Origin of the sequence: Georgenia satyanarayanai (genome assembly GCF_009193135.1) — a bacterium.
Taxonomy (GTDB): Bacteria; Actinomycetota; Actinomycetes; order Actinomycetales; family Actinomycetaceae; genus Oceanitalea; species Oceanitalea satyanarayanai.
This window is the reverse complement of sequence record NZ_VUKC01000013.1, coordinates 20,576-34,059: the sequence shown is the minus strand read 5'-3', so window position 1 is coordinate 34,059 and position 13,484 is coordinate 20,576. Positions and strand designations below refer to the sequence as shown.

Here is a 13,484-nt window from a genome sequence, read left to right as displayed (position 1 = left end):
TCGTCGTCCACTCGTCGCTAAGGTGAGCCCATGCCCGACGCGCCGCGCACGTACTTGCTCATCGACGGTGAGAACATCGACGCCACCCTGGGGATGAGCGTCCTCGGCCGACGCCCCGCGCCCGAGGAGCGCCCGCGCTGGGACCGCATCCTCGACTTCGCCCACGCCGCCTTCGACCAGCCGGCCAAGGGCCTGTTCTTCCTCAACGCGAGCTCGGGGCAGATGCCGATGAGCTTCGTCCAGGCGCTGCTCGCGATGAGCTTCCACCCGATCCCGCTGTCCGGCCTCTCCTCGGAGAAGGTCGTCGACATCGGTATCCAGCGCACCCTCGAGGCGATCGCCGACCTCCCCGACGGGGACGTCCTCCTCGCCAGCCACGACGGCGACTTCCTCCCCCAGGTGGAGCGGCTCGTCGACGCCGGCCGCCAGGTCGGCGTCATCTGCTTCCGCGAGTTCGTCAACCACCAGCTCACCGAGCTCACCTCGCGCGGCCTGCGCATCTTCGACCTCGAGGACGACCTCGGGGCCTTCCAGACCCCGCTGCCCCGCGTGCGGATCATCCCGCTCGCGAGCTTCGACCCCAGCCGCTACCTCTGACCGTGACGAGCCTGCTCGTGCGGCGGGCACGGCTCGTGCCCGTCGCCGCCCGTCGCGGTGTGGTCTCGGGCCACCCGGGTGGCGCCGTTGTCGACGTGCGCGTCTCGGGCGGGCGGGTCGTGGAGGTCGGTCCCGCGCTCGCCCGCGGCGGCGACGAGCTCGACGCGGACGGCCGGTGGCTCGTCCCGGGGCTGTGGGACCAGCACGTCCACAGCGCCCAGTGGGCGCGGTCCTTCACCCGCATCGACCTCACGACGGCGCGCAGCGCGGCCGACGCCGTCGAGACGGTGCGGGCCGCCGTCGCCGCCCACCCCCCGGCCCGCGGTGCCCTCGTCGAGGGCTACGGCTTCCGTGACGCGCTGTGGCCGGACCTGCCGACGACGAGGGCGCTGGACCGGGCGGCCCCGGGTGTCCCCGTCGTCCTCGTCTCGGGTGATGTCCACTGCGGCTGGCTGAGCGGCGCCGCGATGCAGCGGCTCGGGGTCCCACCCCGCGACGGGCTCATCCGCGAGCACGAGTGGTTCGACGTCCTCGCCGCGATCGGCCGCCTGCCGCAGTCCACCGACGCCGGACTGCGCGCGGCGATGGCCGCGGCGGCGTCCCGCGGGGTGGTCGGTGTCGTCGACATGGAGTTCGCGGCCAACCACCGCGTGTGGCCCGAGCGGGTGGCCGCGGGACTGGACACGCTGCGGGTGCGCACCGGCGTCTACACCGACGACCTCGACGACGTCCTCACCGCCGGCCTGCGCACCGGCGACCCGCTCCGCGGCGGGGACGGGCTGCTCACCATGGGTCCGCTCAAGGTGATCTCCGACGGCGCGCTCAACACCCGCACCGCCTTCTGCCACGAGCCCTACACCGCCGTCGGCGCCGACGCCGGCACCGGGGCGGGCCACGGGGAGCAGACGGTCCCGGCGGGCGAGCTGCGTGCGCTCATGGAGAGCGCCTCCGGAGCGGGCCTCACCACGGCGGTGCACGCCATCGGTGACGCCGCCGTCACCATCGTCCTCGACGCGTACGAGGCGACGGGTGCGCGCGGCACCGTCGAGCACGCCCAGCTCGTGGCCGCGGCGGACGTGCCGCGGTTCGCGGCCCTCGGGGTCGTGGCGAGCGTGCAGCCGGCGCACCTGCTCGACGACCGCGACCTCGTCGAGGCGGCGTGGCCGGGGCGCGCCGAGCGCACCTTCCCCCTGCGCGACCTGCTCGACGCCGGCGCGGAGCTGCGCTTCGGCTCCGACGCGCCGGTGGCGCGGCTCGACCCGTGGCTCGCCATGGCCGCCGCCGTCACCCGCACGGCCGACGAGCGTCCGGCGTGGACGCCCGCCCAGCGGCTCACGCCCGCCGAGGCGCTGGCCGCGAGCACCGACGGCTGGGGCACGGTGGCGCCCGGGCACCCCGGCGACCTCGTCCTCCTCGACGCCGACCCGCTGGCGCCCGGGACGGACCTGCGCACCGTCCCCGTCGCCGCCACCCTCCTCGCCGGGCGCCTCACGCATGGAGCGGGCGTCCAGGAAAGTTCCAGGTAGGGGCGGCACACTGGTCCCATGACCGGGGACCAGGCGCGCCTGCTCGTCGTCGACGACGAGCCGAACATCCGTGAGCTCCTCACCACCTCCCTGCGCTTCGCCGGCTTCGAGGTCCTCGCCGCCGCGGACGGCAACGAGGCGATCCACCTGGCCGTCGAGGCCGAGCCGGACCTCATCGTCCTGGACGTCATGCTCCCCGACATGGACGGCTTCACCGTCACCCGCCGCCTGCGCGAGCGCGGCCACCACACCCCCGTCCTCTTCCTCACGGCCCGGGACGACATGTCGGACAAGGTCACCGGTCTCACCGTGGGCGGCGACGACTACGTGACCAAGCCCTTCAGCCTGGAGGAGGTCGTCGCCCGCATCCGCGCGATCCTGCGCCGCACCCAGCAGCAGGAGCCGGACGAGGGCGTGCTGCGCTACGCCGACCTCGAGCTCGACGAGGACGCCCACGAGGTCCGCCGCGCCGGACGGGTCATCGACCTGTCGCCCACCGAGTTCAAGCTGCTGCGCTACCTCATGGTCAACGCCGGCCGGGTGCTGTCCAAGGCACAGATCCTCGACCACGTGTGGGAGTACGACTGGGGCGGTGACGGCGCGATCGTCGAGTCCTACATCTCCTACCTCCGGCGCAAGGTCGACGGCCGCGGCAGCGACGGCGAGAAGCCCGTCCCGCTCATCCAGACCCGCCGCGGGGTTGGGTACATGCTCCGCGAGCCCAGCGGATGACCCTGCACGAGCGTCTCAGCGCGGTCCCGATCCGCCACCGGCTCGTGCTCATCGTCGTCGTCGTCCTCGGGCTCGGGCTCACCGTGGCGGGGGCGACCACCGGCACCCTGCTGCGCGCCTACCTGCTCGAGCAGACCGACGACCAGATCGCGACGGCGGCACGGAACGTCAACATCGACACTCTCCAGCAGCTCATCGCCGATCCCGACTCCAACTCCGTCATGCCGTCCGACTACTTCCTCAGCCTGCGGTCCCCCGGTACCACCCCCCGGGAGATCGTCGCCGAGTGGACCCTGCCCCGCTTCGGCAGACCCGACCTTCCCGCTGCGGTGACGAACCTCGGCGAGGCCTACACCGTGGGCAGCGACCTCACCGGACAGCGCTGGCGCGCCGTCACCTACGGCGTGCAGGACGCCCCGACCGGCACGACGCTCACCGTCGCCCTCCCCCTCGAGGGTGCCGACGAGACCGCCTACCAGGTCGCCCGGACGATCGTCGTCTCGGGGGTGCTCATCATCCTCCTCGGTGCCGCGCTCAGCTGGTTCGCCGTCGAGCGGGCCCTGCGCCCGCTGCGACAGATCGAGCAGACGGCCGGGGCCATCGCCGCCGGGGACCTCTCCCGGCGGGTGCCGGCGAACAACCCGCGCACGGAGGTCGGGCGGCTGGCGCACTCCCTCAACACGATGCTCGCGCAGATCGAGCAGGCCTTCGCCGCGCAGGCCGCCTCGGAGGGCCGGATGCGCCGCTTCGTCTCCGACGCGAGCCACGAGCTGCGCACCCCGCTCGCCACCGTCCGCGGCTACGGCGAGCTCTACCGGATGGGCGCCATCCCCGAGGCCGAGCTGCCCGCGGCGATGGCCCGGATCGAGGGCGAGGCACGCCGCATGGGCGGTCTCGTCACCGACCTCCTCCAGCTGGCCCGGCTCGACGAGGGCCGCCGTCTCGCCCGCGAGCCCGTCGACCTCGCCGTGCTCGCCCACGACGCCGTCGCCGACCTGCGCGCCCTCGACCCCGAGCGCACGGCGACCTTCCTGCCGCTCGCGGAGGGCATCACGGGCCCCGAGGCGATGGTCGTCGTCGGCGACGAGAACGCCCTGCGCCAGGTGTTGTCCAACCTCACCGGGAACGTCGTGCGCCACACCCCCTCCGGGACGCCCGTCGAGGTGGCGGCCGGGCGGCTCGGCGCGGACGTCGTCGTCGAGGTCCGCGACCACGGTCCGGGCATCTCCCCCGAGCACGCGGAGCGCGTCTTCGAGCGCTTCTACCGCCTCGACGACTCCCGTGCCCGCTCCTCGGGCGGGTCCGGCCTCGGCCTGGCGATCGTCTCCGCGCTCGTCGCCGCCCACGGCGGCACCGCGCGCGTGCTCCCGACGCCCGGGGGCGGGACGACCGTGCGCGTCACCCTTCCGGCGGCCGGGTCCGCCCCGGCCTGACGGCTCCGCCGCTCGGATCCCGCCCAGCGGTTCACCCGGGAGGACGTCCCGCCGTCAGGGTCACGCGGCGTAGACGTCGACCTCGGCGGCCTTGACGACGAAGACGACGTCGTCACCCACCCCGACCCGCAGGGTGCTCAGCGACGTCGGGGTCACGTCTGCCGCCAGGCGGCATCCGGACGCCGTCTCACCGCGCACCCGGACGAGGGCGCCCTGCTGCTCGAGGCCTGTCACCCGCACCGGGAGGACGTTGCGGGGACTGCCGCCCGGCGCCGCCCGGTGGACGGCGACCGCCCGCGGGGAGAAGGTGGCCGCGGCACGCCCGGGCGTGAGCGGCGGACCGCTCGCCAGCCCGTGGACCTCGTCGGCACCGGCGCGCACGGCGTCCGCCGCAACCCGCTCCCCGAGGACCAGGTTGACCCCCGCGAGCCGCGCACCGAACGCGGACCGCGGCCGGCTGAGCACCTCCGCCGTCGTTCCCCGCTCGACGACCCGCCCACCGTCGAGGACGACGACGTCGTCGGCGAGGGCGAGGACGTCGAGCAGGTCGTGGGTGACGACGATGGCGGACCGCCCAGTACCCCGCAGCGTGGCCCGCAGCACCTGGCGCAGCTGGGCCGCGGCGTCGACGTCGAGGGCCGACAGGGGCTCGTCGAGGAGGAGGAGGTGCGGCTCGGGAGCCAGCGCCCGAGCGAGGGCCACACGCTGGGCCTGCCCCCCGGAGAGCCGGTGCACCCGCCGGGCGGCCAGCTCCTCGACGCCGACCTCCGCCAGCCGGGCTCGCGCCACCTGCTCCGCCCCGCGGCGTCCCGCTCCCCGGGCGCGCGGCCCGAAGGCGACGTTGGAGAGGACGTCGAGGTGCGGCAGGAGGAGCGGTTCCTGGGCGAGGAGCGAGATCCGCCGCTCGTGGGGCGGCACCCAGGTGCGCTCCCCCGCCACCCGCCGCCCGGCGACCTGCACCTCGCCGCCGCCCGGCCGCACCGTGCCGGCCGCGAGCCCGAGCACCGTGGACTTGCCCGCCCCGTTGGGGCCGAGCAGCGCGAGGACCCGGCCCTCGGGCACGTCGAGGTCGACCTCCACGTCCCGCTCCGGCACGGCGGCGCGGACGCTGAGCGCGGGGGCGCTCATCCCCCGACCCCGCTGCGCCGCGGCCGCTGCGTGAGCAGGACGATGCCCGCCGCGACGACGACGAGCACGAGGGACAGCGCGATCGCGGCATCCGGGTCGGTCTCGCGCTGGAGGTAGATCTCCAGCGGCAGGGTGCGGGTGACGCCCTGGAGGGACCCGGCGAAGGTGAGGGTGGCCCCGAACTCGCCGAGGCAGCGCGCGAAGGCGAGCGCGGTGCCCGAGCCGAGGGCCGGCGCGAGCAGCGGGATCGTCACGCGGCGCAGCACGGTCGTGGGACGGGCGCCGAGGGTGGCGGCGACGACCTCGTGCCGGCGGCCGGCCGTCCGCGCGGCACCCTCGACGGAGATGACGAGGAAGGGCAGGGCGACGAATGCCTGGGCGAGCACCACCGCCGTCGTCGAGAAGGCGATGTCGAGGCCGAGCACCTCGAGCCGCTGCCCGAGCAGCCCGCGGCGGCCGAAGGTCGTGAGCAGCGCGAGCCCGGAGACCACGGGCGGCAGGACGAGCGGCAGGAGGACGGCGGTCCGCACCACCCGGGCACCGGGCAGCCGGGACCAGGCCAGCACGAGGGCGAGCGGCACACCGAGGACGACGGCGAGGAGGGTGGCGGCGGCCGAGGTGCGCAGGCTGAGGCCGAGCGCGGCGAGCGAGGCCTCGGAGCCGAGGAGAGCCGGCAGCTCCCCCCACGGCACGCGCAGCACCATGCCGAGCACGGGCACGGCGACGAGGAGGACGCCGGCGGCGGCCGGCACGAGCACCCAGCGCGGCAGGCCACCGACGAGCTCGCCGGCGGCCCGTCGGGCGGGCGCCGTCGTCACGGCGTGCCGAACCCGGCGTCGCCGAGGACGCGCCGGCCCTCGGGACCGAGGACGAGGTCGACCCAGGCGGCGGCCAGGTCCGGGTGGGTGGCGTCCGCGGTGACGGCGATCGGGTAGTCGTTGACGACCTCGTCCGCGCGGGGGACGTCGACCGTCTCGACGGCGTCCCCCGCGGCGGCGGTGTCCGTCGCGTAGACGAGCCCGGCGTCCGCCTGGCCGCTGGTCACCTTGCCGAGGACGTCGGTGACGCTGCCCTCCTCGCTCACCGGCGTGATGACGGCACCGAGCAGGTCCGCGAGCGCGGACGTCGCGGCGCCGCAGGGCACCTGGGGGGCGCAGACGACGAGGTCGGCTCCGTCCAGGCTCGCGTCCAGCCCGGTGACGCCGGCGGGATTGCCCGCCGGGACGACGAGCGTGAGGGTGTTGCGCGCGAAGACCTGCGGCTCGCCGGCGACCGTCCCGGACGCGAGGGCTCGCCCCATCGTCGCCTCGTCCGCGGTGGCCAGGACGTCCGCCGGAGCGCCGGCGTCGAGCTGGGCGACGAGGTCGGAGGAGCCGGCGAAGGAGAAGGCGACCTCGACCCCGTACTCCGCGGTGAAGCGCTCGGCGAGGTCCGCGAAGACGACGTTGAGGGACGCCGCGGCCAGGACGGTGAGGTCGCCGCCCGGCCCGTCCGTCGTGGTCGCCGTACCGGCCCGACCCCCGCAGGCGGCCAGCGCGAGGACGACGACGGCGGCGAGGGCGGCCCGCCGCCTCACCGGTTCTCCCGGGGTGCGTCGACGATGACGGTCGTCGCCTTGACGACGGCGGAGGCGAGCGAGCCGGGCTCGAGCCCGAGCTCCTCGACCGCCTCGGCGCTCATGAGCGAGACGACGCGGAAGGGCCCGCACTGGAGGTCGACCTGGGCCATGACACCGTCGGCCTGGACCCGGGTGACGAGCCCGGTGAAACGGTTGCGGGCGGAGCTGGACACCCCGCCGACCTCCGGGTGCTGGCGTCGCTCGGCGAGCTCCTGGGCGTAACGGGCCAGCTCGGCGCCGTCGACGACCTTGCGCCCGGCGTCGTCGGTGCCGGCGGCCAGGTGCCCGTCATCCACCCAGCGGCGCACCGTGTCGTCGCTGACCCCGAGAAGCGCGGCGGCGGACCCGATCCGGAACTGCGGCACAAAACCGAGATTAGCACCGCGCCTGCGGAACCGAGTCGGTGGCGATGGCGTGGGAGCGGTCCTGCCCACCGCCACGGTCCAGCTAGCTGTCGCCGGTGCTCCTCCCGGTCTCGTCCCGGAGGTAGGCGTCCCGGTCCGCCCACGTGTCGATGTCGCGCACCTCACCGTGCCGCGCCGCGACAGCGCCGAGCCGCAGCGGCCGGACGAGGGCCCGGACCGAGGCGCCGCGCGGGCCGTCCCCGGCGGAGAGGGAGGCGACCGACGCCTCGAGTGCCGGCCTCGAGTAGAGCCCGAGCAACCACTGCTCGCGGCCGGCGCCGTCGCTCAGCACCACGCCGTCGGCCCCCGCCTCGAGAAGCCCCGGCGCCTCGGTGAGCAGACGCGGCACGGCGGCGGCGACCCCGGGCAGGTCGCACGCGAGGACGAGGACGAGCGCCTCCCCCCGCCCCAGCGCCCGCAGCCCGGCGACGATCCCGGCGACCGGCCCGCCGTGGGGCGGGTCCTCCAGGGTGCGGGTCACGCCGTCGGGGACGGGCACCGTCCCCGGGGCGACGACGACGACGCGGCTCGCTCCCGCCGTCGCGTCGAGCACGTGGTCGAGCAGGCGCCGTCCGCCGACCTCGACCTGCGGTTTGAGCACGCCGCCGAGCCGCCGGCCGGTCCCTCCGGCCAGGACGACGGCGTCGTGCGCTAGGGCCACCGCAGCAGCCCGACCTCGTCACCGGGCGCGACGGCGCCGACGTCCTCGGGCACGACCGCGAGCGCCTGCGCCGCGGCGAGGGAGGCGACGAGGTGGGAGCCCGACCCGCCCGCGGAGGCGGGGTGGACGGAGGGCACGGGTCCGTCGTCGACCGTGACCGGCAGGTACTGGCGCCGGCGGGGCGGGCAGCGCCAGGCCACGGCGGCGCGGGCGGTGGCGAGCGGCACGCGCGCGGGCTGCCCCAGGAGGCGGCGCAGCGCAGGGGCCACGTGGACGTGGAAGGAGACCATGACGCTCACCGGGTTGCCCGGCAGGGCGAACGCGGGCACGCGTCCCTCGAGGAGCCCGAAACCCTGCGGCTTGCCCGGCTGCATCGCCACGGTGGTGAAGGCGAGCTCACCGGACAGGGCCGCCTTGACGACGTCCTTGGTGCCCACGCTGACGCCGCCGGAGGTGACGAGCGCGTCGAGGTGGGGCAGCGCACCGGCGACCACGGCGCGCAGCTCCTCGGGGTCGTCACCCACCGAGCCCAGCGGCACCGGCTCGCCGCCCGCCTCCCGCACGAGGCCGGCGACGAGCACGCTGTTGGAGTCGGGGATCCGGCCCGGTCCCGGGTCGACGCCCGGCGGGCACAGCTCGTCGCCGGTGGCCAGCACCCCGACCCGGGGGCGCGGCAGGACGAGGAGGTCGCCGTGGCCGGCGGAGACAGCGGCGGACACGTGGGTGGCGCCGAGGACCGTGCCCGCCCGCAGCACGACGTCACCCGGGCGCACGTCCTCCCCCCGGCGGCGCACGTGCGCACCGACAGCGGGCGCGCGGCGGAGCAGCACCCGGCTGGGGAGGGCGGTGGCGCCCGGCGGCTGGTCGCTGAGCTCGACGGGCACGACGGCGTCCGCGCCGGGCGGGAGCGGCGCGCCGGTCATGATCCGCACGGCCCGTCCGGGCTCGACGGCGGTCGGCCGGGTCGTGCCCGCGGGGACGTCGCCGTCGACCGGGAGCGCGACCGGCGCGTCCTCGCCCGCGCCGGCGAGGTCGGCGGCCCGCACGGCGAAGCCGTCCATCGCGGAGTTGTCGAAGGGTGGGACCGCGAGCACGGCGGCGACGTCCTCCGCCAGGCGCAGCCCGTGCGCCTCGGTGACGGCCACACGCCGCGGGACGAGCGGATGGACCTGGCCGAGCACGTGCTCCTGGTACTCCTCGACGGTGATCACGGGCAGTCCCCTCAGTAGACCGGCAGGCTCGGGTCGACGTCCGCCACCCAGGCGCGCACGCCGCCGGCGAGGTTGGTGACGTCGCTGTACCCGGCCCCGCGCAGGATGCGCTGGGCCTGCGCGGCGCGTCCCCCCGACAGGCAGTGGACGACGACGGCGGTCCCCGGCTCGACCCCGGCGCCCACCGCCGCGAGGGGGTCGGCGACGAGCCGCTCGAGGGGGACGGCGACCGCGCCGGGGATCTGGACGATCGCGCGCTCGGTCGGCTCGCGGACGTCGAGGAGGACGAAGTGGTCCTCCCCGCGCTCACGGGCGGCGAGCCGCTCGCCGAGCTGCCGGGCGGTGAGGGTGGGGCCGTCGTCGCCGGGGGCCGGCTCGGGCTCGGCGGCGAGGACGGCGGCGGCGTGGGTGGTGATGGGCAGCCCGAGCGGGTCGTAGCCGAGCTCGGCGCGGGAGGTGGGGGCGACGGCGCGCGGCTGCGGGCGCAGCGGCAGCTCGCTCCAGCGGGCGGCGAGGACGTCGAGCACCGCGACCCGCCCCAGCAGCGGTTCACCGACCCCGGTGAGGAGCTTGACCGCCTCCGCCGCCATGAGCGAGCCGACCTGACCGCACATCGCACCGAGCACGCCCGCCTGCCCGCAGGAGGGGGTCGCCCCCGGCGGGGGCGGGGCCGGGAACAGGTCGCGCAGCGTCACCGCGGGGTAGCCGGCCTCACGCGGCGGGCGCGACCAGAAGACCGCCACCTGGGCGTCGAAGCGCAGGATCGAGCCCCACACGAGCGGGAGACCGAGGTCGGCGCAGACGTCGGCGACGAGGTAGCGGGTGGGGAAGTTGTCGGTGCCGTCGAGCACGAGGTCGTAGCCGCCGATGACGTCGCGGGCGTTCGTCGCGTCCAGCCGCAGGTGGTGGCGCGTCACGGCGACGTCGTCGTTGAGGGCGCGGACGTGGGCGGCGGCCGACTCGACCTTCGGGCGCCCGACGTCCGCCGTCGTGTGGAGGACCTGGCGCTGGAGGTTGGTGGCGTCCACGACGTCGTCGTCGACGATCCCGATGTGCCCGACACCCGCGGCGGCCAGGTAGTGGAGGATCGGCGAGCCGAGCCCGCCGGCGCCGATGACGAGGACGCGCGCGGCCCCCAGGCGGCGCTGCCCGAGCTCACCGAGCTGCTCGAGGAGCAGGTGGCGCGAGTAGCGCAGCACCTGCTCGCGCTCCAGCGGCGGGCCCGGCGGGACGAGCGGCGGAAGGGGCATGCGCCCACTGTAGGAGGGGCGCCGCGAGGGGGAGCCCCGAACGTCCCCTGCCCTCCGGCGGGGAACGGTGAGACGCTGGGCGCCATGAGCCTCACCCACCTCGACGCGCGGGGTCACGCGCGGATGGTCGACGTCACCGAGAAGAGCCCGACGGTCCGCGCCGCCACGGCGGCGGGTCGGGTCCGTTGCTCCCCGGCGCTGGTCGCCACCCTGCGCGAGGGCGACGTCCCCAAGGGCGACGTCCTCGCCGTCGCGCGGGTCGCCGGCATCGCGGCCGCCAAGCGCACCCCCGAGCTGCTGCCGCTGGCCCACGTCATCGGCGTCCACGGCGTCACGGTGGACGTCGAGGTCGACGACGACGGCGTGGCGATCACCGCCACCGTCCGCACCGCGGACCGCACCGGGGTGGAGATGGAGGCGCTGACGGCGGTGAGCGTCGCGGCGCTCAACGTCGTCGACATGGTCAAGGGACTGGACCGCTCGGTGACGATCACCGACGTCCGGCTCGTGGCGAAGTCCGGTGGCCGCTCGGGCCAGTGGCGCCGGGAGGAGGACGGGCGATGAGCACGGTGCGGTACTTCGCGGCGGCCGCCGAGGCGGCCGGGCGCGAGCAGGAGCCGGTCGAGCCGGCGACCGTGGGCGAGCTGCGGGCGGTGCTGTCCGAGCGGCACGGCGAACGCCTGGCGCGGGTGCTGGAGCGCTGCTCGGTGCTCGTCAACGGCGTGCGCAGCGACAACGACGCCCCGGTCACCGCGGGCGACGTGGTGGACGTCCTCCCCCCCTTCGCCGGCGGCTGACCCCCGCCCCCGCCCCCCGCCCCCGCCCCCCAACTTCGCAATTGGTGGACTGGGGGACGCCGCGAGCGCGCAAAGCGTCAGCAGAGCGACCAATTGCGACGTTGTGGGGGGCCGGGCTCAGCCGCCGATGGCGCTCATGGGGCGGTCCGGCTGGAGGAAGCCGGGGTCGTTGATCCCGTGGCCGGGGAGCTTGCCGGCGATGCAGCGGTGCAGCACGCTCGCGAGGTCGTCATCGGTGCCGCCGCCCCGCAGCGGGGTGAGGAGGTCGGACTCCTCGCGGGAGAACAGGCAGTTGCGCAGCTGGCCGTCGGCGGTGATCCGCACGCGGTCGCAGGTGCCGCAGAAGGGCTTGGTCACCGAGCGGATGACGCCCACGGTCGTGGGGCCGTCGTCGACGAGGAAGCGCTCGGCGGGCGCGGAGGACCGTCCGGGCAGCGGGGTGAGGGTGAACTCCGTAGCGAGCTTGTCGAGGATCTCCTCCCCGCTCACCATCCGCACGCGTGACCACACGTGCCCGGCGTCCAGCGGCATCTGCTCGATGAAACGCAGCTCGAGGTCGCGCTCGGTGGCGAAGCGCACGAGGTCGACGATCTCGTCGTCGTTGACGTCGCGCATCGCGACCGTGTTGACCTTGATCGGTGCCAGGCCGGCGTCACGGGCGGCCTCGATGCCGTCGAGGACGTCGGTGTAGCGGTCGCGCCGGGTCAGCTCGTGGAAGCGCTCGGCGCGGAGGGTGTCGAGGCTGATGTTGACGCGCCGCAGACCGGCGTCGGCCAGGGCCCGGGCGAGCTTGGGCAGCAGCAGCCCGTTCGTCGTCATCGACAGCTCGAGCGGTCCGTCGGGTCCGGCGACCCCCGCCAGCCGGGAGACGACGTCGACGACGTCCTGGCGCAGCAGCGGTTCCCCTCCGGTGAGCCGGACCGTGCCGATCCCGAGCGCGGCAGCGACCTCGGCCACCCGGACGAGCTCGTCGGTGGTGAGGATCGAGTCGCGGTGCAGCCACGGCACCCCCTCGGCCGGCATGCAGTACGTGCAGCGCAGCGAGCACTTGTCGGTGAGGGAGATGCGCAGGTCGGTGTGGACGCGGCCGAAGCGGTCGACGAGCGGCCGGCGCAGCCCGGGAGAGATCGACACGCTCATGCCGACCCCACCCAGGTGTGGCTGCCGTCGTCGAGGACTTGCTTCTTCCACACCGGCAGGCGCTCCTTGACCCGCTCGACGATCTCGCGGCACACGGTGAAGGCGAGGTCGCGGTGGGAGCTGGCGGCGCACGCGAGGATGGCGACGTCCCCGACGGCGAGGACACCGACGCGGTGGCTGACGGCGACCCGGACGTCGGCGTGCGCGGCGACGACCTCGGCGGCGATCTCCTCGAGGGCGCGGGCAGCGTCCGGGTGGGCGCTGTACTCGAGCCGGACGACGGGCCCGGCGGCGTCGGGGCTGTGGTCGCGGACCTGCCCGGTGAAGGTGGCGACGGCGCCCGTGGCCGAGGTGGACACGGCGGCGAGGTGCGTGGCCAGGTCGAGGGGCTCCTCGCTCAGCGCGGTGAGCACGACCTCACCCATCAGTGGTCGCCGCCGTCCAGCTGGTCGAGGATGTGGCCGAGGAGCGGGCCGACGACGGCGACCGTGTCCGTCACGCCGCCCGTGCTGCCCGGCGCGTTGACGACGACGGCGGCGCCCACGGTTCCGACGAGCCCGCGGCTGAGGACGGAGCCGGGGGCGGTCCCGTGACGGCGCACGGCCTCCGCGACACCGGTGAGCTCGCGCTCGAGAAGGGGGCCGGTGGCCTCGGGGGTGCGGTCGGTGGGGCTCACGCCCGTGCCGCCGGTGGTGAGGACGACGCGGGCGCCGTCGGCGAGCGCCGCGCGCAGGGCCTCGCGGACCGGTTCCTCCCCGTCCGGGACGACACGCGCGGGCGCGACGGCACAGCCCAGGTCGGCCAGCAGCCGCACCGCGAGGGGGCCGGACTCGTCCGCGCGCTCCCCCCGGCTGCACCGGGTGGAGACGGTGAGGACCGCCGCGGGCACGTTGTCCAGCATGCCGCCAGGCTACGTGATCACCCTCCGTCGGCACCCGTACCGGCGTCCCGGCTGACGCGCCTCGCTGACGGGTCTACGATGGCCAG

Annotated in this window: 16 protein-coding genes; 6 read left to right on the top strand and 10 right to left on the bottom strand. The window is 75.8% G+C overall.

The genetic code is table 11. The features are described from left to right. The first annotated feature begins 30 nt into the window (after positions 1-30). Genes GD632_RS12755 through GD632_RS12740 form a run of 4 tightly spaced genes read left to right on the top strand, consistent with a single transcriptional unit; the run spans position 31 to position 4,288 of the window. Entirely contained in the window at positions 31-597 is a 567-nt protein-coding gene (locus GD632_RS12755; RefSeq protein WP_152192592.1) for an NYN domain-containing protein, read from the top strand. A gap of 2 nt (positions 598-599) precedes the next feature. Beyond that, entirely contained in the window at positions 600-2,123 is a 1,524-nt protein-coding gene (locus GD632_RS12750) for an amidohydrolase (protein ID WP_152192591.1), read from the top strand. 18 nt (positions 2,124-2,141) lie between these two features. Beyond that, entirely contained in the window at positions 2,142-2,855 is a 714-nt protein-coding gene (locus GD632_RS12745) for a response regulator transcription factor (RefSeq protein WP_152192590.1), read from the top strand. Further along, a complete protein-coding gene (locus GD632_RS12740; protein ID WP_152192589.1) occupies positions 2,852-4,288 on the top strand; it encodes a sensor histidine kinase in 1,437 nt (478 codons plus the stop codon). The genes GD632_RS12745 and GD632_RS12740 overlap by 4 nt, the downstream gene beginning before the upstream one ends. 60 nt (positions 4,289-4,348) lie before the next feature. Here the strand turns inward: GD632_RS12740 and GD632_RS12735 are convergent, their stop codons facing one another. The 7 genes from GD632_RS12735 to GD632_RS12705 all read right to left on the bottom strand — a co-directional run bounded on the left by GD632_RS12735 (position 4,349) and on the right by GD632_RS12705 (position 10,560). Further along, positions 4,349-5,416 carry a sulfate/molybdate ABC transporter ATP-binding protein gene (locus GD632_RS12735; RefSeq protein WP_152192588.1) on the bottom strand — a complete coding sequence of 356 codons (1,068 nt, stop codon included), beginning with the start codon at positions 5,414-5,416 and terminating at the stop codon, positions 4,349-4,351. After that, the gene (locus GD632_RS12730) at positions 5,413-6,234 is read right to left on the bottom strand and encodes an ABC transporter permease (RefSeq protein ID WP_226924855.1); all 822 of its coding nucleotides are present in this window, start codon (positions 6,232-6,234) and stop codon (positions 5,413-5,415) included. Before GD632_RS12730 ends, GD632_RS12735 begins: the two co-directional genes overlap by 4 nt. After that, the gene (gene modA / locus GD632_RS12725; protein WP_152192587.1) at positions 6,231-6,992 is read right to left on the bottom strand and encodes a molybdate ABC transporter substrate-binding protein; all 762 of its coding nucleotides are present in this window, start codon (positions 6,990-6,992) and stop codon (positions 6,231-6,233) included. The genes GD632_RS12730 and modA overlap by 4 nt, the downstream gene beginning before the upstream one ends. Beyond that, entirely contained in the window at positions 6,989-7,399 is a 411-nt protein-coding gene (locus tag GD632_RS12720) for a TOBE domain-containing protein (RefSeq protein WP_152192586.1), read from the bottom strand. Before GD632_RS12720 ends, modA begins: the two co-directional genes overlap by 4 nt. Before the next feature lie 82 nt (positions 7,400-7,481). Then, a complete protein-coding gene (gene mobA, locus GD632_RS12715) occupies positions 7,482-8,099 on the bottom strand; it encodes a molybdenum cofactor guanylyltransferase (RefSeq protein WP_152192585.1) in 618 nt (205 codons plus the stop codon). Beyond that, positions 8,090-9,310 (bottom strand): molybdopterin molybdotransferase MoeA, encoded by a 1,221-nt coding sequence (locus tag GD632_RS12710; protein WP_152192584.1) that lies wholly within the window; start codon positions 9,308-9,310, stop codon positions 8,090-8,092. Before GD632_RS12710 ends, mobA begins: the two co-directional genes overlap by 10 nt. An 11-nt stretch (positions 9,311-9,321) precedes the next feature. Next, positions 9,322-10,560 carry a ThiF family adenylyltransferase gene (locus tag GD632_RS12705; RefSeq protein ID WP_152192583.1) on the bottom strand — a complete coding sequence of 413 codons (1,239 nt, stop codon included), beginning with the start codon at positions 10,558-10,560 and terminating at the stop codon, positions 9,322-9,324. An 84-nt stretch (positions 10,561-10,644) separates the two neighbouring features. On the opposite strand from GD632_RS12705, the gene moaC reads away from it, so the two are divergent. Together moaC and GD632_RS12695 are read left to right on the top strand one after the other, a co-directional pair. After that, the gene (gene moaC, locus GD632_RS12700; RefSeq protein ID WP_152192582.1) at positions 10,645-11,124 is read left to right on the top strand and encodes a cyclic pyranopterin monophosphate synthase MoaC; all 480 of its coding nucleotides are present in this window, start codon (positions 10,645-10,647) and stop codon (positions 11,122-11,124) included. Next, entirely contained in the window at positions 11,121-11,357 is a 237-nt protein-coding gene (locus GD632_RS12695) for a MoaD/ThiS family protein (protein WP_152192581.1), read from the top strand. Before moaC ends, GD632_RS12695 begins: the two co-directional genes overlap by 4 nt. A gap of 117 nt (positions 11,358-11,474) precedes the next feature. Here GD632_RS12695 and moaA read toward each other — a convergent pair whose 3' ends face one another. The 3 genes from moaA to GD632_RS12680 are packed head-to-tail and all read right to left on the bottom strand — an operon-like array spanning position 11,475 to position 13,398. After that, complete coding sequence (gene moaA / locus GD632_RS12690) at positions 11,475-12,497, bottom strand: GTP 3',8-cyclase MoaA (protein ID WP_152192580.1); 1,023 nt, start codon at positions 12,495-12,497, stop codon at positions 11,475-11,477. Continuing rightward, complete coding sequence (locus tag GD632_RS12685; protein ID WP_152192579.1) at positions 12,494-12,922, bottom strand: molybdenum cofactor biosynthesis protein MoaE; 429 nt, start codon at positions 12,920-12,922, stop codon at positions 12,494-12,496. Before GD632_RS12685 ends, moaA begins: the two co-directional genes overlap by 4 nt. Next, positions 12,922-13,398 (bottom strand): MogA/MoaB family molybdenum cofactor biosynthesis protein, encoded by a 477-nt coding sequence (locus tag GD632_RS12680; protein WP_152192578.1) that lies wholly within the window; start codon positions 13,396-13,398, stop codon positions 12,922-12,924. Before GD632_RS12680 ends, GD632_RS12685 begins: the two co-directional genes overlap by 1 nt. Between the last annotated feature and the right edge of the window lie 86 nt (positions 13,399-13,484).